Here is a 26,628-nt window from a genome sequence, read left to right on the forward strand (position 1 = left end):
GAGGCTGGTCAGACGGTGCACGGCGACGGGCCTACGCGCGGCGTGAGCTGGACCCGGCGCAGCAGTTGGGCGTTGAGTGCCACCACGATGGTCGAGGCGGACATCAGCAACGCGCCGACCGCCGGGCTCAGTGCTACTCCTGCCCAGGCCAGGGCGCCGGCGGCGAGCGGCAGGGTGATCAGGTTGTAGCCGGCGGCCCAGGACAGGTTCTGGATCATCTTGCGGTAGGAGGCCCGTGACAACCGCGTCACGGCGGCCACCCCGCGGGGGTCGGAGGAGGCGAGCACGATTCCTGCTGACTCGATGGCCACGTCGGTGCCCGCGCCGATGGCGATGCCGACGTCGGCACGGGCCAGGGAGGGGGCGTCGTTGACGCCGTCGCCGACCATCGCCACGATCCGTCCGCGGCGCTGAAGCTCGGCGACGGCACGAGCCTTGTCGGAGGGCAGGACCTCGGCGAAGACCTCGGCGATGTCGAGTTCCGCCGCGACGTTCTCGGCGACGGGCTGGGCATCGCCTGTGATCATGACGATGGAGGCGATGCCTTGCCGCCGCAGCTGCGAGACGGCGGCCGTCGCCTCGGGCCGGATCTCGTCGCGCAGGGTGAGGGCCGCGATGGCGTGCGGCTGCGGGGTGAGCGCGAGCAGGTGCAGGATGGCGTCGCCATCGCTTTGGCGCGGCAGGTCGTCCGGGACGTGGGCATCGAATTCGCGCAGCAGCGCCGGGCCGCCCATGGCGTACGGGAGGCCGTCCACGGTCGCCCGTACGCCGCGTCCGGCTAGCGGCCGGAAGTCGGTGGCCGGGCGTGGGGCGGGGGCGGCCGCGACGATCGCCTTGGCCAAGGGATGTTCACTGACACTTTCGATGCCCGCGGCCAGGTCGAGCGCCGCCTGCTCGCTGAGGCCGTCGTAGGTGGCCACGGCGGTGAGGGTGTGGGTGCCCGTGGTGAGGGTGCCGGTCTTGTCGAACAGCACCGCGTCGACCATGCGCATGCGCTCCAGTGCCAGCCGGTCCTTGATGAGGATCCCTGCCTTGGCCGCGACCGTGGTGGACAGGGCCACGACCAGCGGGATGGCCAGGCCCAGGGCGTGCGGGCAGGCGATCACCAGGACGGTCACCGTGCGCACCACCGCTTCGCGTGGCTCGCCCGCGATCGACCAGAGCGTGAACGTGGCGATGGCGGTGAGCGTCGCGACGTAGAACAGCGCGGCGGCGAACCGGTCGGCCAGTACCTGGGCGCGGCCCCTGGACTCCTGGGCCTCGGCGACCATCCGCTGGATGCCGGCCAGCGCGGTGTCGGCCCCGACCGCCTCCACCCGGATGCGCAGCACCGAGTCGGTGGCGACCGTTCCGGCCACCACCGCATCCCCGGTGCCTTTGACGACAGGCCGCGACTCCCCAGTGATCATGGATTGGTCGATGCCGGCTTCGCCCTCCATCACACGACCGTCGGCCGGGATCCGGCCCCCCGGCCGCACCAGGACCAGATCCCCGACCCGCAGGCCGGACAGTGGCACCCGGGTACCGTCGGCCAGCTCGGCCTCCTCGGGCAGAAGCGCCGCCAGGGCCGACAGCGCTCCTCGCGCCTGGCCGATGGCCTTGGTCTCCTGCCAGTGCCCCAGCAGCATGACGGTGACCAGCGTGCCCAGTTCCCACCAGAAGTCCAGGTCGAGCCAGCCGAAGGTGGTGGCCACAGAGGCGGCGTAGGCGACGGTGACGGCCATCGAGATGAGCAGCATCATGCCCGGCGTTCGATGATGGATCTCGTGGAAGGCGCCGGCCAGGAACGGCCACCAGGCGTAGAAGTAGGCGATCGAGCCTAGCACGGGCCCGGCCAGCCACAGGCCGGGCGCCTGAAGGCTGTAGCCGAACCATTGGCCCACCATCGGGCTGGTCACCACCAACGGTACCGACAAGATCAGGCTGAGCCAGAACCGGCGGCGGAAGACCGCCGGGTCATGGTGGCCGTGCGCGTTCACGTGCGAGTTCCCACATGGGCGGCGAGGATCAGCGCAGTGGCCGCATCAGGATGCGAGAGCATCACCACGTGCGAGGATCTGCCGATCTCGGCCTTCTTGCTGCCGGCGCGCTCGGCCATGAACCGCTGAGCGGCCGGCGGGATGGCGTGGTCGGAGCCGGCGACCAGGTACCAGGACGGGATCGTCTTCCAGGCCGGGGCTCCGCTGGGAGCACTCAGCCCTGCCATGCTGCCCGGCCGCTGGGTGGCGGCCATCAGGCGGGCGGTGTTGGCGGGCAGGTCGGCGGCGAACACGGGGCGGAACTTGGCCGGGTCGATGTAGCCGTCGACGCCGCCCGGGTAGGGCCGGGCGATGATCGAGTCGGGCAGTCTGCTGCCCGGGAAGCGGCCGGTCAGCTGCAACGCGCTCTCGCCCTCGTCGGGGGCGAAGGCCGCCAGGTAGACCAGCGCCTTGACGTTGGTGCGGTCGCGGGCGGCGTTGGTGATGACCGCGCCGCCATAGGAGTGGCCGACCAGAATGACCGGGCCGGGGATCGTGTCGAGGACACTGGAGAGGTAGGCGGCGTCGCCGGCCAGATCGCGCAGCGGGTTGGCCGGCGCCAGGACGGGGAAGCTGGCCCGTTGCAGACGCTGGATGACCGGGTTCCAGCCGGAGGAGTCGGCGAAGGCGCCGTGCACCAGCACGATGGTGGGCTTGGCGTCGCGCGCCTGGGCCGGGCTGCCGCCCAGGGCGAGGACGAGCAGGCAGGCGGCCAGCAGGGCGGCGAAGGCCCGGCCACGCTTGACGATCGGCACGAGGGTTCCTTTCACGGGCAGGCGAAGCGCTGGATGAAGGTCAGGGCGGTGCCGCACACTTCGCGCCAGCCGCTGTCGATGGTCAGGGAGTGGCCGCGGCCGGGCATTTCGATGATCTCGGTGATCGCGTGCTCGTTGCGGGCCTGCTTCTTGTAGGAGGCGTTGGTGATCGCCCAGGGGACGGTGTGGTCCTTCTCGCCGGAGATGAGCAGCAGCGGGCCACGGTTCTCGGCGGTGCTGTCGACCTTGGTCTCGCTCCAGGGGTTGAAGTTGGCGACCGCGGCCTGGAACAGCGGTGCGCCCGGGGCGGGGACGGCGAAGGTCTCATACAGCTGTTTGGCTTCGTCTTCGCTGACGGCGTTGGCGAAGGAGTAGCGGAACTGCTCGTAGGTGAGGGGGACGGCGCGGTGGATGTTGGCCGGGTTGGTCAGCACCGGTGCGGCCGAGCGCAGCGAGGAGATCGGCAGCGGCAGGACGCCCTGGAAGGGGGCGGGGTCGATGGCGACGGAGGCGACTGACATGCCGCGCCCGGCGAGGATCTGGGTGAGCAGCCCGCCGAAGGAGTGGCCGACGATGGCGGGTTTGCGCTGGAGTTTGCCGATCAGGTCGCAGTAGTGGTCGGCGACCTGGCCGACGGTTTTGTGGGCGAACACCTCGGGATGGGCGTTGGCCTCGTAGACGGTGTCGGGGTCATCCGGCCAGCCGGGCGTGATGGGCGCGTAGCCGGCGTCGGCGAACACCTGTGTCCACCGTTCCCAGCTGGTGGGCAGCAGCCACAGCCCGTGCACGAACACGACCGGGATGCGGCCGGAGGCATTGGCACGCTCGATCAGGGCGAGGTCTCGGGCGTAGGACGCCTCGGAAGTCGATGACATGAATCCGTCCTTCAGACAAGAGGAGGGCAGGGCGATGAGTGGCGGGCCGCACACTGCGGGCCGCTGGTATCCCGGCGCGCGGTCGGCCGTTGCCGCGTGCGCCGGAACGTTCTCAAATGCGGGTCAGCGGGGTGTCCACCAGGTGCTCGGCGAGGAACCACGCTTGGGTCTCGCCGTTGCGGATCACGCTGGAGACGATCAAGTCGTTGCTGCCGTCGTCGCCCAGGGCCGCCAGCCGGGTCGCGGCGTCGCGGGCGTCGATCAGGATCGTCTCGTGCGCCTGCAGTAGCCGCGACAGCATGGCGGGCACCTCTTCGACCCCGTCGGGCGGGCGCGGCACCTGGGTAATCTCGGCGGCGTGGCGGGCATCGCCCACCGCGACGCCGCCAAGGCTCTGCACCCGTTCGGCGAGGGCATCGACGATCGCGAGCTGCTCGACGGCGTGCTTGTCGAGCAGGAGGTGCAGCTGGTAGAAGGTGGCGCCGCGCAGCAGCCAGTGGTGCTTCTTGTACAGGCCGTACAGCATCTGGGTGTCGGCCAGAAGCCGGTTCAGCCGCTGGCAGCCGTACATGCGGGCGTCGTAGGACAGGCCGATCGGCAGCTGCTTGACGGTGCCGAAGGGCTGCAGTTCGTGGCCCTTCTGGAGCAGCAGCGGCTGGGTGCCGCCGCGCACCGGCGGCTGCCGACTGTCATCGGGGGCTGTGGTGGCCGAGGGTGAGGTCATGGTGGGCTCCGGTCGGGTGAAGGGCGGGATGCTCCGGGCGGGCCGGTGCTCGTGGCGGAGGGACGGTGCAGGAACAGACGGACGGCCAGGCCGCTGCCGATTCCGCCGGCCACGGCCAGGGCGGCCTGCCAGGCAGGCCAGGGCAGCAGATGCAGAGCTTGGTCGGCGGAGAAGCGGCCGGGCCCGGTCAGCGCGAGCGTGGCGAAGACGGCGATGAGAACCAGCGGATACTCGTAGCCGTCCTTCTGCACCCACAGGCCGTTGCGCCGTTTGACGGTGAGCGCGACCGTCATCACCCCGGCCGCCCCGGCCGCGGCCAGCGGGGTGAGGGCTCCGCAGGTGAGCAGGAGCCCGGCGCCGATCTGGGTGGCGCCCGCGGCCAGGGCGGTCAGCGCCCCGCCGCGGAAGCCGTCCTGCCGGAACTCCTGCGCCCCGCCCGCCAGCCCGGCACCGCCGAGCCGGAAGCTGACCTTCTGCACTCCGTGGCCGGCCAGCAGCAGCCCCGCGACCAGGCGCAGGATGAGCAGGCCCAGATCTGTCGTCATGGGGCTGGGGTCAGCCGCCGGCGTGCGAGCCGAGCATGGACTGGGCGTAGACCACGCCCATGCCGTAGGCGCCGCCGTGCTCCTTGACTACCTCCAAGGTGGGTGCGTACGTTTCGCCGCGCGACCAGTCACGCTGCAGTTCAAGCAGCACCTGCAGCCATGTGACCGGGATGGCGCCGGCGGCGGTCATGCGCTGCATGGCGTGCTCGTGGGCGATAGGGGTGACGCCGGCAGAGGCGTCGGCGACGACGTACACCTCATAGCCCTGGGCGAGCGCGGACATGGCGGGCAGTACCACGCACACCTCGGTCCACAGCCCGGACAGGATGATCTTGCTGCGGCCGGTGGCGCGTACGGCGTCCACCAGCGCCGGGTCCTCCCAGGCGTTCATCGTGGTGCGGTCCACCACGTCGTGCTTGGGGAAGATCTCGGCCAGCTGCGGCAGGATCGGGCCGGAGAAGGACTCGGCGGCCACGGTCGACAGCACGACCGGGACGTCAAAGACCCGCGCGGACTTGGCCAGGCCGACCGTGGCGTTGATGACACCGGCCCGGTCGGAACTGGAGGCGCCGAAGAACATCTGCGGCTGGTGGTCGACGAACAGCATCATCGCGTTGTCCGGCGTCAGCAGGTCGGGGCTGGGTGCGGCGTGCACGTCGGCAAGGTTGATCATGGTCGTTCCTTTTCATCATGGGATGGAAATCGGGCGGGAAATGCGGTGGTGCGGGCGGGCGGATGTCGGCCGCCCGCCGTACCGTTCCGGTGGCCTGCCACGCGCGTGGGTGTTGTCGTGGCGCGGAGAATCGAGAGCTGACGCGGTGTGGGCGTCAGAGGGGAAAGCAGGGGTCGAAGGACGCGGCCGTGAAGCCTGGCGCGAGGCCGCGGGCGATGCGCCACTGATGGTGCTGCTCGGCGTCCGCGGCGGCCTCGCCCAGCAGGTCGGCCTGGCGCGCCCCCGCGACGCCGGGACCGGCAGTGGCCTGGTAGCCGCCGAAATGGGCGACCGGGCTCCAGGCGGGGCTGATCGGCGGCAGGAGTTCGTCCAGGCCGTCGTAGTCGGCCGCGGCGTACACGATGCGGCCGCCGACCACGGTCAGCACCGACTCGATGTGCGCGACGGCCTCGTCGGGGATGGCGAAGTAGTCGTGGCTGAGCACTGCGAAATCCGCGTAGTAGCCCTGCTTGAGCACGCCCTTGATGTCCTGCTCGCCGGTGAAGGCGGCGCCGGCATGCGTATACAGCTCCAGCGCCTTCTCCCGGGAGAGGAGCTGGCCGGGCGGATACAGGCGCAGCCCGCCGACGGTGCGTCCGGTGATGAGCCAGTGCAGTGCCACCCACGGGTTGTAGGAGGAGACACGGGTGGCGTCACTGCCCGCCGCCACAGGCAGGCCGCGCTCCAGCATCTGCCGAACGGGCGGGGTGCCGGCGGCTGCGGCGGCGCCGTAGCGGTCGACGAACGCCCGGCCCTGAAACGACATGCGGTTCTGCACGCCGATCGCGCCGCCGAGCGCGGCGATGCGCTCCAGGCTGGCCGGTGAGACGGTCTCGGCGTGGTCGAACAGCCACCTGGTTCCGGCCGGGAACAGGCCGTCGGCGGCCAGCTTCTCGAACACGGCCAGGTCCCGGCGGATGGTCTCGTCGTAGGTGGCGTGCAGCCGGAAGCCCCAGCCGTGCTCCATCAGCAGCCGCACCGCCCGCTCGAGCTCCGCCTCATAGCCGGGCGCGAGGGCGGGGCGCGGTTCGGAGAAGTTCTCGAAGTCGGCGGCGGCCCAGATCAGGTTCTCGCCCGCGCCGTTGAGCCGCAGCCACTCGTCGCCGTCGCCGGGGCGCACCGTTTCGATCCACCGCTTCAGGTCCGCCAGTTCCTGACCGGAGGTCTGCGGAAACAGGTGGTAGGCGATGCGCAGGGTCAGCTCGCCGGCGCGGGCCAGGTCGATGACGGTCTGGTAGTTGTCGGGGAAGTTCTGAAACCCGCCGGCGGCGTCGATGGCGGAGGTGAGGCCGAAGCGGTTCAGCTCGCGCAGGAAGTGCCGGGTGGAGGTCTTCTTGTCGGCGTCGTCGAGGGTGGGGGCGCCGGCCAGGGTGGAGTACAAGATGAGTGCGCTCGGGGCGGCCAGCAGGACGCCGGTCGGCTTGCCGTCGCGGTCGCGGACGATCTGTCCGCCCTTGGGGTCGGGGGTGTCGCGGGTGAAGCCCGCTGCTTGAACGGCGGCACGGTTCAAGATGGCCGACTGGTAGAGGTGCAGGACGAAGACGGGCGTGTCCGGGGCGGCGGCGGTCAGCTCGGCCGCGGTCGGCATGCGCCGCTCGGCGAACTGCTCGGCCGTCCATCCGCCGACGACCCGGATCCACTGGCCCTTGGGGGTGCGGCCGGCTTGCTCGCGCAGCATCGCCAGGGCTTGCCGCAATGAGCGGACTCCGTCCCAGCGCAGCTCCAGCACGTAGTTGAGGCCGCCGCGGATGACGTGCAGGTGGGAGTCGTTCAAGCCGGGGACGATCCGCCGTCCCAGCGCGTCCACCACCCTGGTGCGGGCTGCGACGTGTCCGGCGATGTCGTGGTCGTCGCCGAGGGCGACGACCCGGCCCGCGTGGACGGCGATGGCCGTGGCGGCGGGGTTGCGGGGGTCTCCGGTGAAGATTTTCGCGTTCCGTACGACCAGGTCGGCGGGCTCGTGCCCGTTCTGAAGTGGTGCGGGGGTGATACCGGCGACTGGCATCGTGGTCATGGTTTTCTCTTTCACGATGAGCGGACGGCTACAGGGTGCGGCGGACCCCAGCCTGGCGTTCGAGGTTGCGCAACTGGACGGCCAGGTCGCCCTCGACGGCGTGGTGGGCGGGGCCGCTGCGGCCGATCGGCAGTACCTCGTGGCCGCGCATGTCTTCGAGCATCAGCGCGAACGCGGCGTACATTGCCACGGCGGCCAGTAGCAGGCCGAGCACGCCGGACGCGATCGCCAGCCACGTGATGTCGGTCAGGTTGGCGGCGGCGGCCACGGCGAAGCGGGGCACGGCCACCACCAGTACCAGCCACAGCGCCCGCTTCGGCCGGGCCACGCTTGCCATCAACACGGCGAACAGGGCGAAGACCAGGTTCAGCACACCCAGCACGGCGCCGCCGCCGGGCGCATCGAGGGCCAGCACCAGTGCGCTGGCCAGCCACATGCCGGAGAAACAGGCCATCAGCGTGGCCGCGATCACGTCGCGCGCGCCGAAGGCGACGATCCCCACGATGAGCTGGAGGACGAAGGCCGGCACGATGGTTAGGGCGACCGCGCGACCGGCGTCCGGCGGGAACAGGCCCAGTTGAAGGGTGGCGATCATCACCGAGGCGATGGCCACCGCGTAGAAGCCCAACGGCATCGGAGAGGCGATTGGCCTCAGGTTGATCCGCGTCATGGCGCGCAGATCCGGTTCGAAGCGCCGGCCGCCGGGTGATGCCTGCTCGGTGGGGAGGCTGTCGCTGGTGGTCATCGGTTCAGCTCTTGGCGAGGGCCTGGCGCAGCGTGCCGGCGGCCAGTTCGATCGCGGAAGCGGCGGCGTGGGTTTCGCGCAGTGCGTTGAGCATGACGAAGTCGTGGATGATGGCGAGGTAGCGCACGGCGGTCACCGGCACCCCGGCCGCCCGCAGCTTGCCCGCGTAGGCTTCACCCTCATCGCGCAGCACGTCCGCCTCGGCGGTGATGATCAGTGCCGGTGGGAGGCCGGTCAGGTCTTCGGAGGTGGCGCGCAGCGGGGAGGCGGTGATTTCGGCGCGTTGGGCCTCGTCGGTGGTGTACTGGTCCCAGAACCACTGCATGCCGTCGCGGCGCAGGAAGTAGCCCTCGGCGAACTCCTGGTAGGAGCCGGTGTCGAAGGCGGCGTCGGTCACCGGGTAGAACAGCACCTGCTGGCGCAGTTCCAGCCCGCCGCGCTGCTTGGCCATCAGGGCCAGGGCGGCGCTCATGTTGCCGCCGACGGAGTCGCCGGCCACGGCGATGCGGGTGGCGTCCAGGCCCTTGGCGGCGCCTTCGGCGACGATCCAGCGGGCGACCGTCCAGTTCTGCTCGATCGCCGTCGGGTAGCGGTGCTCGGGCGACAGGTCGTACTCGGGGAAGACGACGGCGGCATCCGCGCCGGTGGCGAGCTCGCGCACTAGCCGGTCGTGGGTGTGGGCGTTGCCGAACACCCAGCCCGCGCCGTGAATGTAGATGATCACGGGCAGGTCGCCGCTGCTGCCCGCCGGGCGGACGATGCGGGCCCTGACCTGGCCGGTGGGTCCACCGGGCACGGTGATCCACTCCTCGTCCACGGCAGGCAGGTGGACGGGGCCTGACTGGACATCGTCGACGATTTTGCGTCCCTCCTGCGGAGGAAGCTGGAAGAGGAACGGCGGCCGGGAGGTCGCCTCGGCGAAGGCCTGCGCGGCAGGCTCGAGGACAGGCTTGCTCATGATCGCTCCAAAGGTGAAGGACCGGGGATCTCAACGACGTCAGCACATGGCTGCGTGTGCCTTTACTCCATCCAGCAGGTGCTGGCGAGGCTCGGCTCCGCGTGCACCGCCATACAAGCAAGCAGCTGAGAGGCACACCATGCAGAACCACATGCAGAACTACGCCACCACTGCGGGCCGGCGAACACGACCGCCTGACGGACCAGAGACCCTCTGATGTGTGCAAGGCGTTCTCAGGCCCGGGCTGCACCCTCGGGAAGGCCTCGCCCGTGGTCAGGCTGTCGGGCTGGCGCGGCAATTTGCCGGTCCCAGCTGGGCGACCGGATGGCCTGTCAATGGCCTTCAGCACCCGCGCAACTGCAGACCGGCGCCGTACTGGCCGGCATCAGCGATCAGGCACATCGCGCGATGGGCGGCGAGGCATATTTGTCGTCCTCCAGACAACGGGGCCGGGGGCCCGGATGCCACGCTCTACGGTGTCAGGCCGGCCTCTCGATGATGCGCCGCCCGCTCCCCCCAGGCGGGCGGTTGCATCTCCCCACGAACGTCAGCCCTCATCATCGGAGTCAGGGGCGCGTAAAGCCCGCCGCCCAGCTGCGGACGCTGAAACGAATACCTGCCGTGCACGTTTATGTGATTTCGTATAAATGGACTGAGCCCGGCGACGTCGTCGTCCAGCACCGGGTGGCCCTGTTCCCCGCAGTTGCCGCAACGCGTCGTCGATGTGGACCGTGTTCCACAGCACCAGGCATCAAAACAATGCCCAGAGCTCCTAATTGATCTTTCATGACCTCGTAGTGTGCTGGAACACCTGGCTTTTGCGGCCGTGGAAGACTTTCTGTGCCAGGTCGTGGCGGCCTTCCTGAAGGTTGCGGATGCCTGTGATGCCGCGCCGCATGCCTTCGTCGTCGATCAGCGCGAGAGCACATGGCAGACTCTTGAAATGCGGCCGTAGGTGTTGATTGCTTCGCCCATCGCGGTCGGCCGGCTGTCGCGTTGCAGCATCCGTACCACGTCGTAGAGGTTGACGGCGCTGGTGTAGTGCACGTTCGGGTGGTCGCCGGGCGGCGGGCTAGCTTTACCGTCGTGGTGCTGTGCGGAGGCGAGAGGGTCTGGCCGGGCAGCGCGGGGTAGGTCATTGTGCGGGAGGTTAACGTGCGCCGGCGGCAGTCAGCCGCCGTGGCTGCTTGAGTGCGACGATGATGTCGCGGGTGGAGGAGACGCGGCCGTACAGGTCGGCGATGTGGCGCAGCGCCTGCTGGTGATGTTGGAGGCTGAAGTCGGCCACGCCGTCGGAGGGGACGAACGGCTGGATGCCGCGCATCATCGCATCCGCCGCGGTGGCCTGGACGCCGATGTGGGCGTACACACCGCAGATGATCAGCTGGTCGCGGCCCAGCTGGGCCAGCAGGGCGGTCAGGTGGGTGTCGTGGAAGGCGCTGTAGCGCGTCTTGGTGATCAGGTGGTCGCCCGGGCGGGGACGCAGGGCATCGGGCATCGCTGTGTCGGCCGGCTCCGCGCTGAGGCCGGGCCCCCAGAAGTCGAGGAGCAGGCCGCGCTGGGCGGGGCTCTGGCCGCCCGGCTGGCGGCTGAACAGCACCGGGATGGCGCTCTCGGCGCAGGCTTCGCGCAGGGCGACCACGTTGGACATCAGATCGGCCAGCGGCGCCGCCTGCTGCGGGAACGGCCGCAGGAAGTGGTGCTGCATGTCGTGCACGAGCAGGACGGCGCGCTCGCGTTCCAGCGGCCACGACACCCGTCCGCCTGCCGGGCAGTGGGGCATGTGGTAGGCGGGAATGGCGGGCAGGGACATGACGAGGGAGTCCTTTCACAGGGAGCGGATAGCGGGGGATGATCTAGCGGATGTCGGCGTGCAGGGCGCGCAGCATGGTCAGGAACTTGGCGTTGGTCTCGGCGAGTTCGCTGTCGGGGTCGGAGCCGGCGACGATGCCCGCGCCGGCGTACAGCCGCACCTGGTGCCGGCCCTCCAGGACGGCGCCGCGCAGCGCGATCGCCCATTCGCCGTCGCCGGCGCTGTCTTGCCAGCCGACCAGCCCGGCGTAGTAGTCCCGCTCGACGCCCATCTGGCCTTCCAGGTCGCAGATCGCGGCGTGCGCGGCCACGGTCGGGCTGCCGCACACGGCAGGGGTGGGGTGCAGGGCGGCGGCCAGCGTCAGCGATGAGGCGGCCGGATCGGCGAGGCGTCCGGTGATCGGCGTGGACAGGTGCCACATCGTGGGGGTGGCCAGCAAGGCCGGTTCGGGCACGTGCAGCTGCTCGCAGTGGGGCGCCAGCGCGGCGCGCACGGCGTCGACGACGAGGTGGTGCTCTCGGCGGTCCTTGGCCGACATCAGCAGCCGATCGGCGATCACCCGGTCCTGCGTGGGGTCGGCGGGGTTGCGACGGGCCGACCCGGCCAGCGGGTTGGCCGTCACGGTGCGGCCGTGGCGGGCCACCAGCAGTTCGGGGCTGGCCCCCACGAGAGTGCGCTCGCCGCCCAGCGGTATCGCGTAGGCGTGCGCGCCGCGTCCGCCGAGGTGGATCAGCAGGTCGCGCACCGTGACAGGGGAGCGGCCGGTCAGGTCCAGGGTGCGGGCGAGCACCACCTTGTCGAGCTCGCCGGCAGCGATGCGGTCGCGGGCGAGCTCGACCGTCTTGACGTAGTCGTCCTCGCTCGGCGTCGGGGTGATCTGCCAATCGGGGTGGCCGCAGCGGAAGCATTCGCGGACGCTGAGCGGCCCGGACCAGCTGACCTCGTCGCACAAGGTGATGCGGCAGGAGGTGCCGTCGAAGGTGATCGCCCCGGCCGCGACCTCGTCGCGGCCGAGGGTTGTGCAGGCCTCCAGCGTGGCGGGCAGATCGGCGAGGCGGACACCGGTCAGGGTGCGCGCGCCCCGGGCCAGCAGGCTGTAGGAGGCGCCGGACAGCAGCAGGTCGTCGCGGCGGTAGCGGCCGATGAGCGGGGCGACGTGGTCGCGCACCAGCGGGGCTTTGCCCGGCAGCAGAGACAGGGACATGGGGGACTCCAGGGGTGAGACGGACGGAGGCAGAGGCGCGGGGTGGGAGCGGGGCAGGTCAGCCGGTGAGGCTGGCACCGCCGTCGACGGTCAGGCTCTGCATGGTGATGTGCCGGGCCTGATCACTGGCCAAGAACGTGACCGCGGCCGCGATGTCGCCGGGGTCGGCGACACGGCCCAGCGGGATGCCCAGCCGCCAGCGCTCCGGCGCGCCCGCGATGGCGGCGGCCGGGTCCTGGCCGGTGGCGCGCAGCATCGCGGTGTCGGTGGAGCCGGGCGCGACCACGTTGCAGCGGATCCCGTACGGCGCCAGCTCCAGGCCGAGGCACCGGGTGAACATGGCCGCGGCGGCCTTGGAGGCGGCATAGGCGGCCAGGTCGGCCCGGGGGAGGCTGGCCGCGTTCGACGCCACAGTGATGATCACACCCCGCCGGCGCGGGATCATCACCCGCGCCACCGCCCGGGCGACGGCGAACGTCGCCTCGGCGTTGACCGCGAACATGGCGCGCCACTGCGCGGCCGTGGTGTCCACGACGGGCGCGGCCGACAGCACCCCCGCAGCATGCACGCACACGGTGATCGGGCCGAGCTCCCGCTCCACCGCGGTCACCACGGCGTCGACGGCCGCCTCGTCGCTCACGTCGGCGGCGTACGGGGTGAGGCGGGGCTGCACGGCAGTAAGTTCGCGCAGCGGCCGCTTTGCCATGTCGACGGCCGCGACCCTCGCGCCCGCCGAGGCGAAGGCGTGGCAGATGGCTGAGCCGATGCCGCCGGCGGCGCCGGTCACCAGCGCCACCATTCGGCTGTTGCTCGCGTTGTCAGTGTCTGGGACGGCGGTTGCGGCGACGGTGTGAGGGGAGGCGGCCGCTGAGGTGCCTGATGGCGGGGTTGCCGGCTCAGCGGGCATGAGGGTCTCCAAGGAAGTAGGTGGGCTCGGGCGCGTGGAGGGGGTGGAGCAGCTGCCGGGCAGGGCGGTGCGGAACCGGCACGTGGCGGGTGGAGTGCCAGAGGGTGGCCTCGAGCGGGTCCAGCTCGGGATGGCAGGCACAGCGGCGGGCGATGTTGCCACTGCTCACCGGCGGCATGGTGGGTACCAGCTGCGGCGGCGGGCTGGGCGGCGGGCTGGGCGGCGCGGACAGAGGCATGGACCAAGTCACCGGTACTTGGGCTGTCGAGTGCTGATGCTGCAGCAGCCAGTCGTCGGCCGCCTGGGCCACCTCGCGCAGCGCCTGGTGCAGGTGAACGAGCGCCTCACGGGGGACGGTCAACGGTGCGGTGCCGATTTGCGGCGTGCTGCCCGTGACCGGGTGTGCCAGGGACCGGCGGCGGATCCAGGCCTGCCACAGCGGCCGGATCACCGCAGCCACACCGGCCAGGCCCGCGACGCTCAGGCACACGGCCAGGATGGAGTGGTAGCCGGCCTCGGCACCGGTCAGGAAGGGGCGTTCCAGAAGCGCGGCCGCGCCGGCGACGCCCAGGGCTCCGCCTCCTTGGCGCATCGTCATACCGGCCGCGCCGGTGGCGGCGATCTGGTCGGGCAGCCGGGTCTGGCTGGCGGCGGAGGCCGCTACCGTCGCGACGATGCCCAGCCCTGCCCCCAGCCCGGTCAACGCCACCAGAGCGGCCAGTGGGTCAGGCCCGGCAGGCTCACGTGTGGTCCAGGCCAGCGCCGTGCCGGAGGCGATCACGGCCATCGCGCCGCCGTAGGCGAGCGTCCGCTGCCCCCACCGTCGGCTCAGGGCGCCGGTGAGCGGGCCGGCGAGCAGCACCGCTGCGGAGATCGGCGCCAGCACAATGCTGGCATGCCACCCGCCGAGCTCGGCGGCGCCGAGATAGCCGGGAGCGAAGACGAGGATCGGCGCCGACATCAGCCCGTACAGAGCCGACATGACCCAGCCCCAGCGGATTCCGCCGTGCTGCCACAGCCGCACGGGCACGGCCGGGTTGGGATGGGAGCGGGCTCGCAGCAGCGCGCCTGCCACTCCCGCGACTGCGATGCTGCCTGTTAGCAGGACACGCGTCGATGTCCAGGCCCAGTGCGCGCCCTGGTAGACGACCAGCGCCGCGGCGCCGACTCCGGCGGCCAGCAGGAGCGCGCCGGGCCCGTCCGGCCGCGCCCCGGCGCGGCGGGTGTCGTGCGGAAGTGCCGGGATCAGGCACACCAGCGCGGCCGCCAGCACGAGCCCGGGCAGGAACAACGCCCGCCATCCCCCCGCTGCGGCGATCGCCCCTCCGCCGGCATGCACGAGCATCGCGCCCGCTCCGCCGGCACCGTTCCACCAGCCGATACCCGAGCGGCGGCGCGCGGCGGGCAGATGCGCTATCAGCAAGCTGAGCGAGGCCGGGATCATCAGCGCGGCGCCGCCGGCCTGCGCCGCGCGGCAGGTCAGCAGAATCAGCCAGCTCGGCGCGGCCATCATCGCAGCGGTCGACCCGGCGAAGATTGCGGCGCCGGCACCGAGGACGACACGCGGTCCCAGCCGGTCGGCGAGCTGGCCGCCGCAGGTCAGGAAGCCGGCGAACGGGACCAGGAAGGACGTCACCATCCAGGTCAGGTCCTCCAGGCCGAGTGTGTGCGCCAGCGTGCCCGGCATGACCGGTTCCGCCGTTGCCGGCGTGGCCAGCACGGCAACGGCGAGTGTCGCGGCGACTGTGTCGGCCGTCATCACGAGCATCGCAGCCGAGGCGACGGCCACCAGCACGACCATGCGCGCACCTGTCACGTGTTGCGATGCTGCTCGATCACGATGGCGCGCGATCCGCGGGGCTGTGCTCACCGGCATGTCACTGGTTCGAAGCCGGGCGGTAGTCACTGGGTGCCCGTTGGTCCGGTTGAGGGCCATCCAGTCCCTGAGGGACGACGGGCCGCGTGGTTGATTGCGGTGTGCTGCCCTTGGAAGGTTGATGTCGGCCGGTCGGCGGAGGACAGCTCGTGGCCGATCGTGTCGATGACCGCTCGGCGCGCCGCTGCCGGCTCCAGGGCGCCGTCGGCCAGATGCCGCCACATGGCCTCGGCTGCCCGACCAGCGACGTTCATGTGTCGTGAGCAGGCAGCTTGGAGGTGTCGCTCGAGTTCAAGGGTGGTGTCCAGCTGACGCTGGAGCGCGGGCCGGGACGAGGATCGCGGCAGGCCTTCCAGCTCGGCCAGCCGGATCGGCCAGCGTAGATGGTCGCGCTCCACATCAGCGAGCACGGAGGAGGCCGCGTCCTGCTGGAGGATGCGGGGAGTCTGGCGCAGGCACTGCTGTGTCAAGGTGCAGACGACGTCGATCGTGGCCCTCAGGTTCCGCAAGGCGCTGAGTGCCAGTCGCAGCACCCGAATTCGGTGTTCTAGGCTGCGGGAGCTCCATCCGTGTACCAGCAATCCGGACGCGTCCGCCTCGACGGACCAACCCACCAACGTCAGTTCGCGGCGCAGGCGATGAGACAGCACCCAGCGGCGGCGCTCATCGAGGTCGGCGTGCAGGTGAATCTGGACACGGCCTCGCTCCATGGGGGAGACCTGAGGGCGGGTTGAGCCAGCCAGCCGTTCACAGACACGTGCCACGGTGGCATTCATGGGGAGGGTTTCCGTTCGGGCTCCGGGCCGGACGCCGATGGGTGCGAGTTCGGCGGCGATGATCGTCGAGGGGCGGGTGCCTGAGGGGGGCGGGGTGGGCGGTGGTTCGGTGTCGGGAAGCAGGCTCGGCGATAGGGCCTGGAAGGCGTGAGCGCGCAGATACGACATGCGAAGTCTCCCGGGAAGGTTCCATTTGCAGGTGCAGAGCCGGAACCGAGAGGTCGGCCTCTGGGCCGTACTGTTTGAAGGTGCCTTAGTCGTGACATTGGCGAGGAGTGTGCTTCCGTTCGGCTGCTCGTGTCGATTGACAAACAGTCAGATACACTTGTCAGGTACGCGGACGAAGTTAAGCACGAGAATGCGTGAACTGTTAGTAAAGATCGCAGTGAAGTCGGACTGTGATGACTTTGTGACAATTGGGGGCATGGTGGCTGAGCTGCGGACCGCCCCTGACAGGGGAGCGGGAACTGGCCCCATCACCACGGTGATCGAACGCCCCAGGCTGCCCTGCGCGAGCGGATCGAACGAGCCTGGTCGAGAAATCTCGCAGAGGCGAGCGAGTCGCTACGGGGAGACGAGGGGCTGCGGCGCAAACACGAGCCATACCTGCGGGGAAACGCGCTCCTAGTCAGCGACAGCCGCACTCGTGTCCTCGACGCGAGGACCACCTCCAGACCTGCCCGCCCCATCACGACAGCCGATGGCAGCCTGCGGCCTTCGCTGCGGCGACTGCCTTCTACGCTCTCCAGCGCGCAGGTGAGCAGCAAGGACTGAACTGGACCGGCGTCATGCTGCTCAGCCCGTCGGTGACAACAGCGTCCTCAGGTTGCCGGTCGAACGCGTTGTTGCCCGGGCGGCGTGGGGAGCAACGGCGCCGGCCACGGGCAAGCGGTAGTTCCGCGTCGCAGAGCGGCTCGCCGCACAGAGCCTGCAGGAAGTCCGGCAACGCTCGCAGTCGCGGACCAGCCAGTCCTGCCGGATGACCAAGTGGTCACGTTCTGGCGGACATTCCCGCCGCGCAGCAAAGGGCGCCCCGCCGGCATCAGCGCGCTGCCCCCTGCCCGTAGTACTTCACGGTGCTGAGCCCATGCAGGTCTACGCTGCGTCCAGCGGGCCGTAGGGCACGCAGCGCGGCCATCAGCGCCAGGGGCTGTCACAGAACACGAACTAAGCGCTACCGGAACTCCGCCGCCGACGGCGTGACCACTCGCTATGCGGTCGGCCCGGACTGATCGGAGAGTTCACGATATGCCTCGCGCAGCTCTGCGGTCTCGGGAAGACGGCGGGCGGCGACGGCATTGATCACTTCTCTGGCCCTCCAATAGCTGGAGGGCACCAGGAGCCCGCTGGTGATGGCGGTCAGAGTAAGATGTCCGGCCTCGTCGGCTTGATCGGCGGAGATGAGTGCCAAAGCGAGGTCAAGACGGGCGGAGACGGCTCTGCGCGGACGCGGCGGCCCGTCGGTGGCTGACTCCAGACGCGCAAGCACTTGACGGGCGTACGGCTCGGCTGCCGGGTCCCCTAGCCATGAAAGCGTGGTCGCCACATAGGCGTCACTCTTGGCGGGGTCGTAGCGGTAGTGGTGCTCGGGACGATCGGGCATCGACAACGGGGAGACAAGCCGGGCCACGCGGTTGAGCGCCTCTCGTGTCTCTGAGGCGGCTCCAAGCCGAGCCCATATACGCCCCTCCTGCGCTACTGCCTGGATGAAGGCAGATCCATCGCGAGGCGCAATGGCTTGGGCACCTTGGGACAGCGTCAAAGCACGGCGATAGTTGCCCGCTGTGAGCGCTTGCCATGCTTCGGTTTCCAGGCACCAGGCGGCTAGTTCGTGGTGCTCAGTCTGCTTCGCCAACTGAGCAGCAGTCCTGAGACGGGCCGTGGCGGAGGGCAGCTCATGTAGATCGATATGGCATGTGGATCCCAGCAACGACAGCCAGCCGCCGACCACAAGGAGGCGACGCTGTTCGCTGAGGGTCTTCCTCGCGTCCATCAGCCCCACGACGTAGGTCAGATGTTTGCGTATGCGGCCAAGCAACTCCTGAGGAGGTGTGCCGGGGTAGGCCGTCGCAAGATCATCAACGGCTCGTTCGAGCCTGTCGAGAGTTTCCGCGCCGATGTCACTCGCGGCGGCGCGACGCGAGAGCTCCAGGGCAGCAAGCTCATCGTCGACCGCAGGTGAATCGTCCGACGTGCAACGTGCCGGCGACGGTACGAACTCTTCGAGCCCCCCGGGCGCAGACAGCACGGCTTCTAGCTGCCGGACGAGCGGCATTGACGGAGGTTTGTGACCATTGAGGATTTTGGAGAGGTACCCGACGTCGTAGTTGGCGGCCGCGGCCAGCTTGCGCAGAGAGATCCCACGCTGGCTCATCAGCTCTCGCGCTTTCTCGCCGAAGGTCGTCATCGCACGCCCGTGTCTCGGAACCGAAGGTGGCAGGTGACCGTGTTGCCCGCTGCTGTTGCCTGTTGCCCCGGGCTGGAGGGCAACGGGCAACATCTCCCACGGTAACCCGGTTGGCGGTTCCATGGGGCGTGACGCAGGCCAAGCGCGGTTCTGCCTCGCAACGCGCAAGTAGCCGCAAAGCGGCCCCGGCCCCGGTGCGTGAACACCGGGGTGGCCCGGGGCCTTGATCAGGAATTGAGGTCCTGACCCATGGCACAGGATACGGCGAGAGCGGTGGCACGGAAGGGCAGCGGGGGTGTCTCGGAGAGGCTGGATGCGGATCTCCTGGGCAATCGGCGGGCGCTGGGAGCCGAGCGGCCGGGGTCGCTCGATCCGAATACGCCGAATGTGGCGCGGATGTACGACTTCTACCTGGGGGGCAGAGACAATCTGGCGGTGGATCGGGCGGCGGCTGAGGCGGCGGAGCGGCTGAACCCGGACACCAGATTGTGCGCTCTGGCCAACCGGGCGTTCCTGGGCCGGGCGGTGCGGTATCTGGCTGAGCAGGGAGTTCGTCAGTTCCTGGACATTGGGACCGGTCTGCCTGCGATGGGAAACGTTCACGAGGTCGCTCAGTCGGTCGTGCCGGGCGCACGCACGGTGTATGTGGACTACGACCCGCTGGTGGCCATCCACGGGCGGGCGCTTCTGGCGCGGGATGCGCGGACCGAGATGGTTCAGGCGGACATGCGTGACCCGGCTGCGGTCCTGGAGAGTGCCGCAGGCCTGCTCGACTTCCGCGAGCCGGTGGCGGTGCTGCTGGTGGCGAGCCTGCATTTCATCGCCTCTCAGCAGGACCCGTACGCGATCGCGCGGTACCTGATGCAGGAGACCGAGGCGGGGAGTCACCTCGTGGTGTCACACGTGGTGTGGACCGAGACGACCGTTAGGGCGGTGGCTCCGTATGAGGGGGCATCCGCACCGGTGACGCTGCGCAGTGAGCAGGACATCGCGGGGTTCTTCACGGTGGCGGCAGCTGCTTTGGTGGAGCCGGGTTTGGTGCGGGTGCCGTTGTGGCGTCCGGAGGTGGCCGTGGAGCTGGCGGCCGAGGATGCCGTTCGGGTGGACATCGTGGGCGGCGTGGGGCGGCGGGGATGAGCGCGCCGGCGGTGGTGAGTCCGGCGGTGGTGAGTCCGGCGGGTGGACTGGCTCGGGCGCCGGCGGGGGAACTGCAGAGCCTGTGGTGTGCCGGCACGGACGAGCGCTGCTGGCCTACGACGATGGCAGCGTCATGATCCAGGCGACCGGGCGCGACGCCACCTCAGCCAGCCTCGCCGCCGCCGACGAGGGCTGACTTGGCCGACCCTCTCGGCTCCCTCCACGGCAGGCAGGAAGATTCCCCTGCGGACATGTCTGCGGCCATCCTCGCCGGTGAGCTGAGCCGGCGGTCGCGTGCCGGAACTCGCAGACGGTGGCTGCAGCTGCCTGGGAGCGACACGAGCCTCGGGGCGTTGGGGAGATGCGCGCCCGCAGACCAGCCAGCTTCCCCGGAACGCTCCGGTTCCGATCCGGCCGCCGGGAGGTGGCACCGGCCCCGGGAACTCCGCCCACTCGACCTCTGATGTAGCTGGTACGCCCGTTGCCCGGCGGCACCGGGGAACCGAACGTCCAAATTCACCCATGGAGATCACTCACCCATGCGTACATTACATACGGTTATCTCGCTGCTGCTCTTAGTAGGAATCGTTGGGTGTGGCAGTTCGCAGCCGACCTCTGAGCAGAACGGTCGCCCCTTGACGACCATCAAGGTCGGCATCATGCCCATCCCGGACTGCGCCACCGTCCCCGCGGCTGAGAAGGAAGGCTACTTCGCGGCCGAAGGACTACGTGTCGAGCGCGTAATCGTGCAGGGAGGCGGCATCGCGATGCCGAAGCTCCAGAGCGGCGAACTACAGTTCGCGATCATGAACTACGTGGCGGCCATCCAGAAGGAGGCGGTGGCGCCCGGCACGATCAAACTCGTCACCGACGCCTACCAGGCTGCTCCCAACGCGTTCGTCCTCATGGTGCCGGGCGACAGCCCGATCAGATCGGTCAGCGAGCTGCGAGGCAAACGCATCTCGGTGCTGACGCTGAACTCCGTCGGCACCCTCACCCTGGAAGCCGCGTTGAAAGTCGCTGGCCTGACCAAGGACGACGTGCACATCTCCGAGATGAAGGTCACGGACATGGGCGTAGCTATGGACCGCGGGCAAATCGACGCGGCGTGGATGACCGAGCCGTTCATCACCGGCTACGGCCTGAGCGGCGGCCGAAAGCTGGCCGACATGATGGACGGCCAGACCGAGGACCTGCCCATCGCCGGGTGGGCTACCTCGGACGAGTTCGCCCGTGCCAATCCCGGCACGGTGGCGGCCTTCCAGCGCGCCATGCTGCGCGCGCAGGCCGACGTCGCCTCGGACCGGCAACTCGTCACGAATCTCCTGCCCACCTACACGAAGATCGACAAGAACGCCGCCAGCAGCATCACGATCGGCGTCTTCCCCCTCGACCTGGCTCCCAGCCGGATCCAGCGGGTCGCCGATTTGATGCGCGAGTACGACTACATCTCCAAGAAGGTCGACGTCACCAAGCTCCTGGTGCCTCCACCGCCCAGTTCCACGCCGCCTTCCGATTCCGTCCTGCCGTCCTCACCCGGCCCGAGCCAGGGAGGAGCACCATGAAGGCCGAATCCACCGATCAGCCCACCGACCAGGCGCCCAGCCAGTCCGGCGATCTCACCGGAGACCGGTGCGACGACCCGACGGCGCGAAAGGCTCTGCCGCGACGGACGCGCACGACGGCCAGAGCGCATTTGCTGGACCTCGACGAGCTCGACATCACCCCATTCGAGCGGGTCCAGTACATGATGAATGCAGTGGCGGACTTCGCCGCCCTGCACGCCGCGGTGTACCTTGGCGTCTTCGAGCTGCTGTCGGATGCGGAACGCAGCTGCGAGGAACTGGCCGAGGCATGCCAGGCCGACCCCCGCGCAATGCGCCGGCTGATGCGCTGGCTGCACGGCTACGACTTCGTCGCCATCTACGGCGACCGCTACCAGCTGACCGATCTGGGCCAGGTTCTCACCGCCGGCGCTGAACGCTCTCAGCGGCACGCCGTCCTGGTCACAGGATCGGCGTACTGGCAGGACGCGATCGGCGATCTGGCCGAAACCATCCGCAGGGGCCACCCCCAACCATCTGCGATGCCGCCCTACGAGTATCTGGCAGTCGACGGTGTGCTCGGTCCCGCCTTCGATCGGTTCATGGACGCTCGCAGCGCGGGCGTCGGCCAGGACCTCGCGGCGTTGCCCGAACTTGCGACCGCACGCACCGCCGCGGATCTGGGCGGCGGTCTGGGCGGCGTGCTGGCCCGCATCCTGCACGCCCACCCGGGGCTTCAGGGCATTCTTGTCGACCGTCCCGACGTCGTCGGTCGCGCTCGCGGGCGCCTGGAGGAACAAGGCGTGGCCGGGCGCGTTCAGTTCGTCGCCTGCGACTTGTTCGACGGTGTCCCCGGCGGAGCGCAGGTGTATCTGCTGTCCTCGGTGTTGCACAACCTCAGCGACGAGCGCGTGATGGCGCTGCTCACCCAGGTACGGCGGGCCATGCGCTCCACCGAGGCCGGGAGCGAAGTGTGGATCGTGGAGGGCATGCTGCCCCGTCTGCCCGGCGCCCGCAGTCTCTGGTACAGCACCGACATGCGGATGCTGGCGCTGTTCCCCGGTGACGGGGTGCGCACCTCCGAGGAGCTTGCCCGCCTGGTGCGCAACGCCGGTCTGCGCGTCCGCAAGACCAGCATGCTGCCGTGTGGGCAGTCCCTGATGGTCGCCCAACTGGATGAGCAGTAGCCCCGGCCACTCCAGCCCGGCCGGGGGTAGCTCGGCTCTCCGGCGTCACCGCCGCGTTGCGCCTCAAAGGCCCGAGTGAGCTCACCAGCTGATCCGCCCTGGACCTCCCGCCCCAGGGCCCTGTTCTAGGCAGGCAGTATCGTGCGGCGCACTTCGCGCAATCCGGCGTCTCGATGACCGCCTCGCCCCCTCGCCCTCCTCACGGCCCGCGCCACCCACCACCGGCCGCACCGGCAGGCTGCCGCCCTGGCGAGCAGCCCGCCGCCGGTCGCCTCGAGCAGCGGCACGCCACCAGACGCGACAAGGGATGGCACTGCATCCAAGAAAGGCAGTTGAGTGCGCTCTGCAGGCCCAAACCGGGGTCCAGACCCAGCCCTGACATCGACGAAAATCGTGGTGGCCGGCGGTCTGGGGGTGGGCAAGACCACGTTCGTCGGCTCCATCTCGGAGATCATGCCGCTCACCACCGAGGCCGTGATGACCGACGCCGCCGCGGGTCTCGACAACCTCGCCATGACCCCGCTCAAGTCGACCACCACGGTGGCCCTGGACTTCGGCCGTGTCTCACTCGGCCACGATGTGATCCTCCACCTGTTCGGCACACCAGGACAGAACCGCTTCTGGTTCATGTGGGACGACCTGATCCAGGGGGCCATCGGCGCGGTCGTCCTGGTCGATACCCGCCGCCTGGCCGACAGCTTCGCGCCCATCGACTACTTCGAGCAGCGGCAGCTTCCCTTTCTCATCGGCGTCAACGACTGGGACGGACACCAGCTCCACGCCGACGCCGAGGTCCGCGACGCGCTCACCCTCGCCCCGCATATCCCGCTGGTGCGCCTGGATGCCCGCTCGAAAGACTCGGCCAAGGACACGCTCATCCACCTGGTCGAGCACGTCCTCGCCTCGCGCCAGTTCTCCTCCACCTATCAGTGCGATCAGGCCCCACGCCCCCAGACTGCCGCCGGCACCTGCCGGTGAAGACCTCGAAAGTGCATGACATGAGCACCCTGTTCTCCGCGGATACGCCCCTGCGGCCGTCCGCTGCACGCATATCGAACTACCTGCTGCACGGAAAGGACCACTTCGCCGCCGACCGGCAGGTGGCCGAGAAACTTCTGGATCAGGTGCCGGGCCTTCGCGGGCGCCTGCACCAGCATCGGGACTTCGTCACGCGAGCCGCCGTCGCGCTCGCCAGCCTGGGCTTTGACCGCTTCGCTGATCTCGGCTGCGGACTGCCGCCCGACTTCAGCATGCTCCGCGCCGTCCGGGACGTTCAGCCGCAGGCGAGCTTGGTCTTCGTCGACATCGACCCGTACGCGACCGCTCACTTCCGCGCACTCGTCGCCACCGACGATCGCACGGAAGTACTGACACTCGATGCCCGTGACACGCCACTGCTGCTCAAGCATGCGCGCATGCAGGACATGCTGACCGACGACAGTCACGCTGTGGTGGTGGCCGCGGGCCTGCTGCAGTTCATGGACGACGAAGACGCCGCGCAGCTCATCGCCACCTGGCATCGTGAACTGCCGCCGGCTGGACGCCTGCTTGTCTCACACCTGTGCAGTGACCACAGCACCCCCGAGCATCAACTCGACGCGCTGCGGCGCGCCTACGCCGCTGCCGAGACGACGATCCATGTCCGCACCGCCTCGCAGTTTGCCGCCCTGTTCGGAGACGGGTGGACGTGGACGAAGCCGGGTCTGGTCCCCGTCGACCAGTGGCGCCCTCACCACACCGCACATCCCATACTCGCCGACAGCGCCTCGCGGAGTATCCGGTTCTACGGCGGAGTCGCCATCCCTGACCCGGAGAAGGTGGCATGAGCAGCCGATCCCGCGGGCCCGGCGGGCCCGCTGCCTTTCCTGCCACTGCGCGGCCGGCTCGGCTGCTTGTCAGCCTGCGTACCTGCCTCGAAGACCTGCACCTGCCGTCCTGCCTGGTGTTCAGGCGCGGCGTCCCCCATCTGCTCATCGGGCAGGCAGTCGCGCTCGTGCGCGTCATGTCCCCGGGACTGTTCGTGCACCTGCCCGGCTCTGCCTCCTCGCCGGCCGCGCAGCACACGATCACCGCGGCATCGCTGCCGGCGGCAGCCTGGGAGCTGTCCGAGCTGGTCAACCAGGCGCTCGTCACCGGCCTGCCTCCCGGACGGCAAGCGGTACTCGCCCCGCTGCCCCGAGATCCGGCCCCATATGCCGTGATGGCCGATCACGCGCCGGAAGGCAGTGCGCTCACTGCGGTGAGCGCGCGAGAGGAGATGACGGGCGCGGTCCGTGCGCACCTCAACGGCGCGCTGGGCCTTGACGACCTGACCGCCGCGCGCCTGCCCAATGCGGAACGCGCCAGCGCCGCGTATGACATGGCCGTCTGCCTCAAGCACCTGATCGCCGCTCGCGGCCCGACCAACGTCATGCCCGTCAATCCATGGGTGGCCATGGCGGAACTGGCCGATAAGACGATCGCCTTCACCGACGGCGCCGGCATCTGCTGGATCAGTGCACGCCGGAGTGCGACCGGCCGGCCCTTGATTGCTTACGCCGCCACCGCTGCATCAGCGGCTCATCGGCTCCTCCAAACGGGTGAGCGCGCCTCGCACCTCCCTTCCCAAGCCGGCGGGCCGATGCATGCTCGCCACGCGCGCCCTACCTGAAGCCACGGCACAATGCCGCAGCCTGCCCCCGGCTATGGTGTTGTGCCCTTCCCGCACGAAGGCGGGATCCGTGCGGCGGCTGGGCAGGCCCGGACCTGGGCGAGGTCCGGACCTGCCCGACCGGACGGACATCTCGGCTAGCGGTACCGCACAGACAGCTGTGGGATGATCACGTGCTCAGGGCGAGCGCTACGTCCCATGGTGCCGCCCGGCCCTGATCCCCTGGTCTGCTTCCGCTGTCATGCTCAGGGCCCATCCGCCGTCAGGAGCTAGCGAGGGAGCCACCTACGCCTGCATCGAGCAGTCACTCGCTCGCAGCCCTCCGGGCAGCGAGTGGCGGCGGCCGAGAACACTTCGCCACAGATCCCCAACCCCAAACAGGGAGAGCAGCACGTCATGAACCAGCTGCACTGGACGAGCCTTCCAGAGCAGATCCGCCGCGACATGGCCAAGGCGCTGGGGATCACCGCGGTCAAGCCGCTTACCCGACACGCGCACGGATTCACCGCCCTGATGCCGGTGGACGGACCGGGCCTGCTGTGCAAGGCCGGTCTGCTCGGCTATCCCACGACCGACGGCATCGTGCTGGAACAGACCCTTCTGCCCGCGCTGTCGACCCGCGTGCTTGTTCCCGCCGTTCGATGGAGCACGCGGCAAGACCCTTGGGGCGTGACCGTCGTTGATCAGCGGGCCTATCCGGCGGTCGATCTGTCACCCGGTTCGCCGGATGTTGCCGCCACGATGGAGCTCCTTGCCCGGCTTGCTGGCCTGCAGACTCCCTGCCCGTTCCCCGTGCCCCCGGTGGCTCAGCGCTTCAAGGCGTTCTGGCGCACCGCCGAGACGCTACTGCGCACCGCGACGCTGCCCGGCCGGAGCCTGTACGCGCAGGCGCTGTCCCGCTTCGCGCCGGACACCATCAGAGGCGACACACTGCTGCACTTCAGCTTGTCCCCGCGCACCTTGCGTGTCGCCCGTCACGGCCACGAAGGGCTATGTCTCACCGATTGGTATGACGCCTGCAAGGGGCCCGCGTGGGTGGAAGCAGCGCAACTGATCCCGCACCTGATTATGGCCGGGCATCGCGTCAACGACGTCCAGGACCTGCTGAGCGGACTGCCCGCCTGGCATGAGAGCCCGCCTGGCATGAGAGCCCGCATGAGCACGTGGCCGCCATCGTCGCCTTGACCGGCCTGGTCTATCAGTGGATGGCCTGGCAGAGCGGCACACCGTTATTGGACGTGCACGAACGACTGGCAGCCGCGTCCTGCGCCTGGCTACGCGACACATGATCGTTATAACGGTGCCACGCTCGGCCATCCCGTCATGTTGCGCGTCTGGAACGAGGGCTGGGTCGCGCTGCCAATGTTAGTCATCAGGGCAGGTCTCGGATACAAGGCTCATTTCAGGCGGGGCTTTAGCGGGGCGGCGCGATGGAGTTGCCAGAAGGGACGGGCATGACATATCTGGGAGAAGCTCGCTTTTGGGACCTGATCATGCAGGAAGCGCAGATGCAAAGCTTGATCAGCAGACTTTTGGCCCATGAGGTAGATGCCCAGCGTGAAGCCTCTGGGGACTGGCGCTCTCAGAGCCAGGCAGCAGACCATGAAGCCCACGGCGACATAATTTCTGATGTCGAGTGATGCGCGCATCGTGCTGGCCGACAGTCCCGGCACACCCGACGAAAGCCGCCTGGGTACGACGGCGTGCACTGCGGCAAGCAGGTTTTGTGGAACTGGTGCGTGGCCAACGGGCTCGACATACCAACCCGCCAGCTGATCGCC

The 26,628-nt window shown here is 69.5% G+C and carries 24 protein-coding genes; 9 read left to right on the forward strand and 15 right to left on the reverse strand.

Features of this window, described 5'->3' with window-relative positions:
• Positions 1–8 precede the first annotated feature (8 nt).
• From KME80_RS21890 to KME80_RS21930, 9 genes are all read right to left on the reverse strand, one after another.
• Positions 9–1,979 carry a copper-translocating P-type ATPase gene (locus KME80_RS21890; protein ID WP_308125876.1) on the reverse strand — a complete coding sequence of 657 codons (1,971 nt, stop codon included), beginning with the start codon at positions 1,977–1,979 and terminating at the stop codon, positions 9–11.
• A complete protein-coding gene (locus KME80_RS21895; protein WP_219507868.1) occupies positions 1,976–2,773 on the reverse strand; it encodes an alpha/beta fold hydrolase in 798 nt (265 codons plus the stop codon). Before KME80_RS21895 ends, KME80_RS21890 begins: the two co-directional genes overlap by 4 nt.
• Before the next feature lie 11 nt (positions 2,774–2,784).
• Positions 2,785–3,648, reverse strand: a complete 864-nt coding sequence (locus tag KME80_RS21900; protein WP_219507870.1) for an alpha/beta hydrolase — start codon at positions 3,646–3,648, stop codon at positions 2,785–2,787.
• A 112-nt stretch (positions 3,649–3,760) separates the two neighbouring features.
• Positions 3,761–4,372, reverse strand: coding sequence for a Dps family protein (locus KME80_RS21905; protein ID WP_219507872.1), 612 nt, complete (start codon positions 4,370–4,372; stop codon positions 3,761–3,763).
• On the reverse strand, positions 4,369–4,917 hold the full coding sequence (locus tag KME80_RS21910; protein ID WP_219507873.1) for a DoxX family protein: 549 nt from the start codon (positions 4,915–4,917) through the stop codon (positions 4,369–4,371). The genes KME80_RS21905 and KME80_RS21910 overlap by 4 nt, the downstream gene beginning before the upstream one ends.
• Before the next feature lie 10 nt (positions 4,918–4,927).
• Complete coding sequence (locus tag KME80_RS21915; RefSeq protein WP_219507875.1) at positions 4,928–5,590, reverse strand: hydrolase; 663 nt, start codon at positions 5,588–5,590, stop codon at positions 4,928–4,930.
• A 154-nt stretch (positions 5,591–5,744) separates the two neighbouring features.
• On the reverse strand, positions 5,745–7,643 hold the full coding sequence (locus KME80_RS21920) for an amidohydrolase (protein ID WP_219507877.1): 1,899 nt from the start codon (positions 7,641–7,643) through the stop codon (positions 5,745–5,747).
• 28 nt (positions 7,644–7,671) lie between these two features.
• Positions 7,672–8,388: a GPR1/FUN34/YaaH family transporter gene (locus tag KME80_RS21925; protein ID WP_219507879.1), complete on the reverse strand. Its 717-nt coding sequence runs from the start codon at positions 8,386–8,388 to the stop codon at positions 7,672–7,674.
• 4 nt (positions 8,389–8,392) lie between these two features.
• Positions 8,393–9,346: an alpha/beta hydrolase gene (locus KME80_RS21930; RefSeq protein WP_219507881.1), complete on the reverse strand. Its 954-nt coding sequence runs from the start codon at positions 9,344–9,346 to the stop codon at positions 8,393–8,395.
• A gap of 799 nt (positions 9,347–10,145) precedes the next feature.
• Here KME80_RS21930 and KME80_RS21935 point away from each other — a divergent pair.
• The gene (locus KME80_RS21935; RefSeq protein WP_219507883.1) at positions 10,146–10,301 is read left to right on the forward strand and encodes a hypothetical protein; all 156 of its coding nucleotides are present in this window, start codon (positions 10,146–10,148) and stop codon (positions 10,299–10,301) included.
• 195 nt (positions 10,302–10,496) lie between these two features.
• Here KME80_RS21935 and KME80_RS21940 read toward each other — a convergent pair whose 3' ends face one another.
• From KME80_RS21940 to KME80_RS21965, 6 genes are all read right to left on the reverse strand, one after another.
• A complete protein-coding gene (locus KME80_RS21940; RefSeq protein ID WP_219507885.1) occupies positions 10,497–11,159 on the reverse strand; it encodes an isochorismatase family protein in 663 nt (220 codons plus the stop codon).
• A gap of 43 nt (positions 11,160–11,202) precedes the next feature.
• The gene (locus KME80_RS21945; RefSeq protein ID WP_219507887.1) at positions 11,203–12,363 is read right to left on the reverse strand and encodes an isochorismate synthase; all 1,161 of its coding nucleotides are present in this window, start codon (positions 12,361–12,363) and stop codon (positions 11,203–11,205) included.
• Positions 12,364–12,421: 58 nt separating this feature from the next.
• On the reverse strand, positions 12,422–13,162 hold the full coding sequence (locus tag KME80_RS21950; RefSeq protein ID WP_219507889.1) for a 2,3-dihydro-2,3-dihydroxybenzoate dehydrogenase: 741 nt from the start codon (positions 13,160–13,162) through the stop codon (positions 12,422–12,424).
• 97 nt (positions 13,163–13,259) lie between these two features.
• Positions 13,260–15,071 (reverse strand): MFS transporter, encoded by a 1,812-nt coding sequence (locus KME80_RS21955; protein ID WP_219507891.1) that lies wholly within the window; start codon positions 15,069–15,071, stop codon positions 13,260–13,262.
• A gap of 101 nt (positions 15,072–15,172) precedes the next feature.
• A complete protein-coding gene (locus KME80_RS21960; protein WP_219507893.1) occupies positions 15,173–16,090 on the reverse strand; it encodes a hypothetical protein in 918 nt (305 codons plus the stop codon).
• A gap of 1,042 nt (positions 16,091–17,132) precedes the next feature.
• Entirely contained in the window at positions 17,133–18,329 is a 1,197-nt protein-coding gene (locus KME80_RS21965; RefSeq protein ID WP_219507895.1) for a helix-turn-helix domain-containing protein, read from the reverse strand.
• 342 nt (positions 18,330–18,671) lie between these two features.
• Here KME80_RS21965 and KME80_RS21970 point away from each other — a divergent pair, with 342 nt between their 5' ends.
• From KME80_RS21970 to KME80_RS22005, 8 genes are all read left to right on the forward strand, one after another.
• Positions 18,672–19,466 carry an SAM-dependent methyltransferase gene (locus tag KME80_RS21970; protein ID WP_281427116.1) on the forward strand — a complete coding sequence of 265 codons (795 nt, stop codon included), beginning with the start codon at positions 18,672–18,674 and terminating at the stop codon, positions 19,464–19,466.
• 635 nt (positions 19,467–20,101) lie between these two features.
• Entirely contained in the window at positions 20,102–21,031 is a 930-nt protein-coding gene (locus tag KME80_RS21975; RefSeq protein WP_246645405.1) for an ABC transporter substrate-binding protein, read from the forward strand.
• On the forward strand, positions 21,028–22,197 hold the full coding sequence (locus KME80_RS21980; protein WP_219507899.1) for a methyltransferase: 1,170 nt from the start codon (positions 21,028–21,030) through the stop codon (positions 22,195–22,197). The genes KME80_RS21975 and KME80_RS21980 overlap by 4 nt, the downstream gene beginning before the upstream one ends.
• 375 nt (positions 22,198–22,572) lie before the next feature.
• On the forward strand, positions 22,573–23,175 hold the full coding sequence (locus KME80_RS21985) for a GTP-binding protein (protein ID WP_219507954.1): 603 nt from the start codon (positions 22,573–22,575) through the stop codon (positions 23,173–23,175).
• 20 nt (positions 23,176–23,195) lie between these two features.
• Positions 23,196–24,023: an SAM-dependent methyltransferase gene (locus KME80_RS21990; RefSeq protein WP_219507900.1), complete on the forward strand. Its 828-nt coding sequence runs from the start codon at positions 23,196–23,198 to the stop codon at positions 24,021–24,023.
• Positions 24,020–24,847: a hypothetical protein gene (locus tag KME80_RS21995; RefSeq protein WP_219507901.1), complete on the forward strand. Its 828-nt coding sequence runs from the start codon at positions 24,020–24,022 to the stop codon at positions 24,845–24,847. The genes KME80_RS21990 and KME80_RS21995 overlap by 4 nt, the downstream gene beginning before the upstream one ends.
• A 396-nt stretch (positions 24,848–25,243) precedes the next feature.
• Complete coding sequence (locus tag KME80_RS22000; protein ID WP_219507902.1) at positions 25,244–26,032, forward strand: hypothetical protein; 789 nt, start codon at positions 25,244–25,246, stop codon at positions 26,030–26,032.
• Positions 26,033–26,301: 269 nt separating this feature from the next.
• The gene (locus tag KME80_RS22005) at positions 26,302–26,487 is read left to right on the forward strand and encodes a hypothetical protein (protein WP_219507903.1); all 186 of its coding nucleotides are present in this window, start codon (positions 26,302–26,304) and stop codon (positions 26,485–26,487) included.
• Positions 26,488–26,628 lie beyond the last annotated feature (141 nt).

The organism is Nonomuraea ceibae, assembly GCF_019396325.1.
Classification (GTDB): Bacteria; Actinomycetota; Actinomycetes; order Streptosporangiales; family Streptosporangiaceae; genus Nonomuraea; species Nonomuraea ceibae.

Excerpts from the sequence above, each read along its gene's own strand:
- KME80_RS21945 (WP_219507887.1), bottom strand. The coding sequence starts at position 12,363 with ATGTCCCTGTCTCTGCTGCCGGGCAAAGCCCCGCTGGTGCGCGACCAC.
- KME80_RS21965 (WP_219507895.1), bottom strand. The coding sequence starts at position 18,329 with ATGACGACCTTCGGCGAGAAAGCGCGAGAGCTGATGAGCCAGCGTGGG.
- KME80_RS21955 (WP_219507891.1), bottom strand. The coding sequence starts at position 15,071 with ATGGTCGTGCTGGTGGCCGTCGCCTCGGCTGCGATGCTCGTGATGACG.
- KME80_RS21925 (WP_219507879.1), bottom strand. The coding sequence starts at position 8,388 with ATGACCACCAGCGACAGCCTCCCCACCGAGCAGGCATCACCCGGCGGC.
- KME80_RS21950 (WP_219507889.1), bottom strand. The coding sequence starts at position 13,162 with ATGGTGGCGCTGGTGACCGGCGCCGCCGGCGGCATCGGCTCAGCCATC.
- KME80_RS21960 (WP_219507893.1), bottom strand. The coding sequence starts at position 16,090 with ATGTCGTATCTGCGCGCTCACGCCTTCCAGGCCCTATCGCCGAGCCTG.
- KME80_RS21940 (WP_219507885.1), bottom strand. The coding sequence starts at position 11,159 with ATGTCCCTGCCCGCCATTCCCGCCTACCACATGCCCCACTGCCCGGCA.
- KME80_RS21920 (WP_219507877.1), bottom strand. The coding sequence starts at position 7,643 with ATGACCACGATGCCAGTCGCCGGTATCACCCCCGCACCACTTCAGAAC.
- KME80_RS21910 (WP_219507873.1), bottom strand. The coding sequence starts at position 4,917 with ATGACGACAGATCTGGGCCTGCTCATCCTGCGCCTGGTCGCGGGGCTG.
- KME80_RS21990 (WP_219507900.1), top strand. The coding sequence starts at position 23,196 with ATGAGCACCCTGTTCTCCGCGGATACGCCCCTGCGGCCGTCCGCTGCA.
- KME80_RS22005 (WP_219507903.1), top strand. The coding sequence starts at position 26,302 with ATGACATATCTGGGAGAAGCTCGCTTTTGGGACCTGATCATGCAGGAA.
- KME80_RS22000 (WP_219507902.1), top strand. The coding sequence starts at position 25,244 with ATGAACCAGCTGCACTGGACGAGCCTTCCAGAGCAGATCCGCCGCGAC.
- KME80_RS21905 (WP_219507872.1), bottom strand. The coding sequence starts at position 4,372 with ATGACCTCACCCTCGGCCACCACAGCCCCCGATGACAGTCGGCAGCCG.
- KME80_RS21930 (WP_219507881.1), bottom strand. The coding sequence starts at position 9,346 with ATGAGCAAGCCTGTCCTCGAGCCTGCCGCGCAGGCCTTCGCCGAGGCG.
- KME80_RS21900 (WP_219507870.1), bottom strand. The coding sequence starts at position 3,648 with ATGTCATCGACTTCCGAGGCGTCCTACGCCCGAGACCTCGCCCTGATC.
- KME80_RS21915 (WP_219507875.1), bottom strand. The coding sequence starts at position 5,590 with ATGATCAACCTTGCCGACGTGCACGCCGCACCCAGCCCCGACCTGCTG.
- KME80_RS21980 (WP_219507899.1), top strand. The coding sequence starts at position 21,028 with ATGAAGGCCGAATCCACCGATCAGCCCACCGACCAGGCGCCCAGCCAG.
- KME80_RS21995 (WP_219507901.1), top strand. The coding sequence starts at position 24,020 with ATGAGCAGCCGATCCCGCGGGCCCGGCGGGCCCGCTGCCTTTCCTGCC.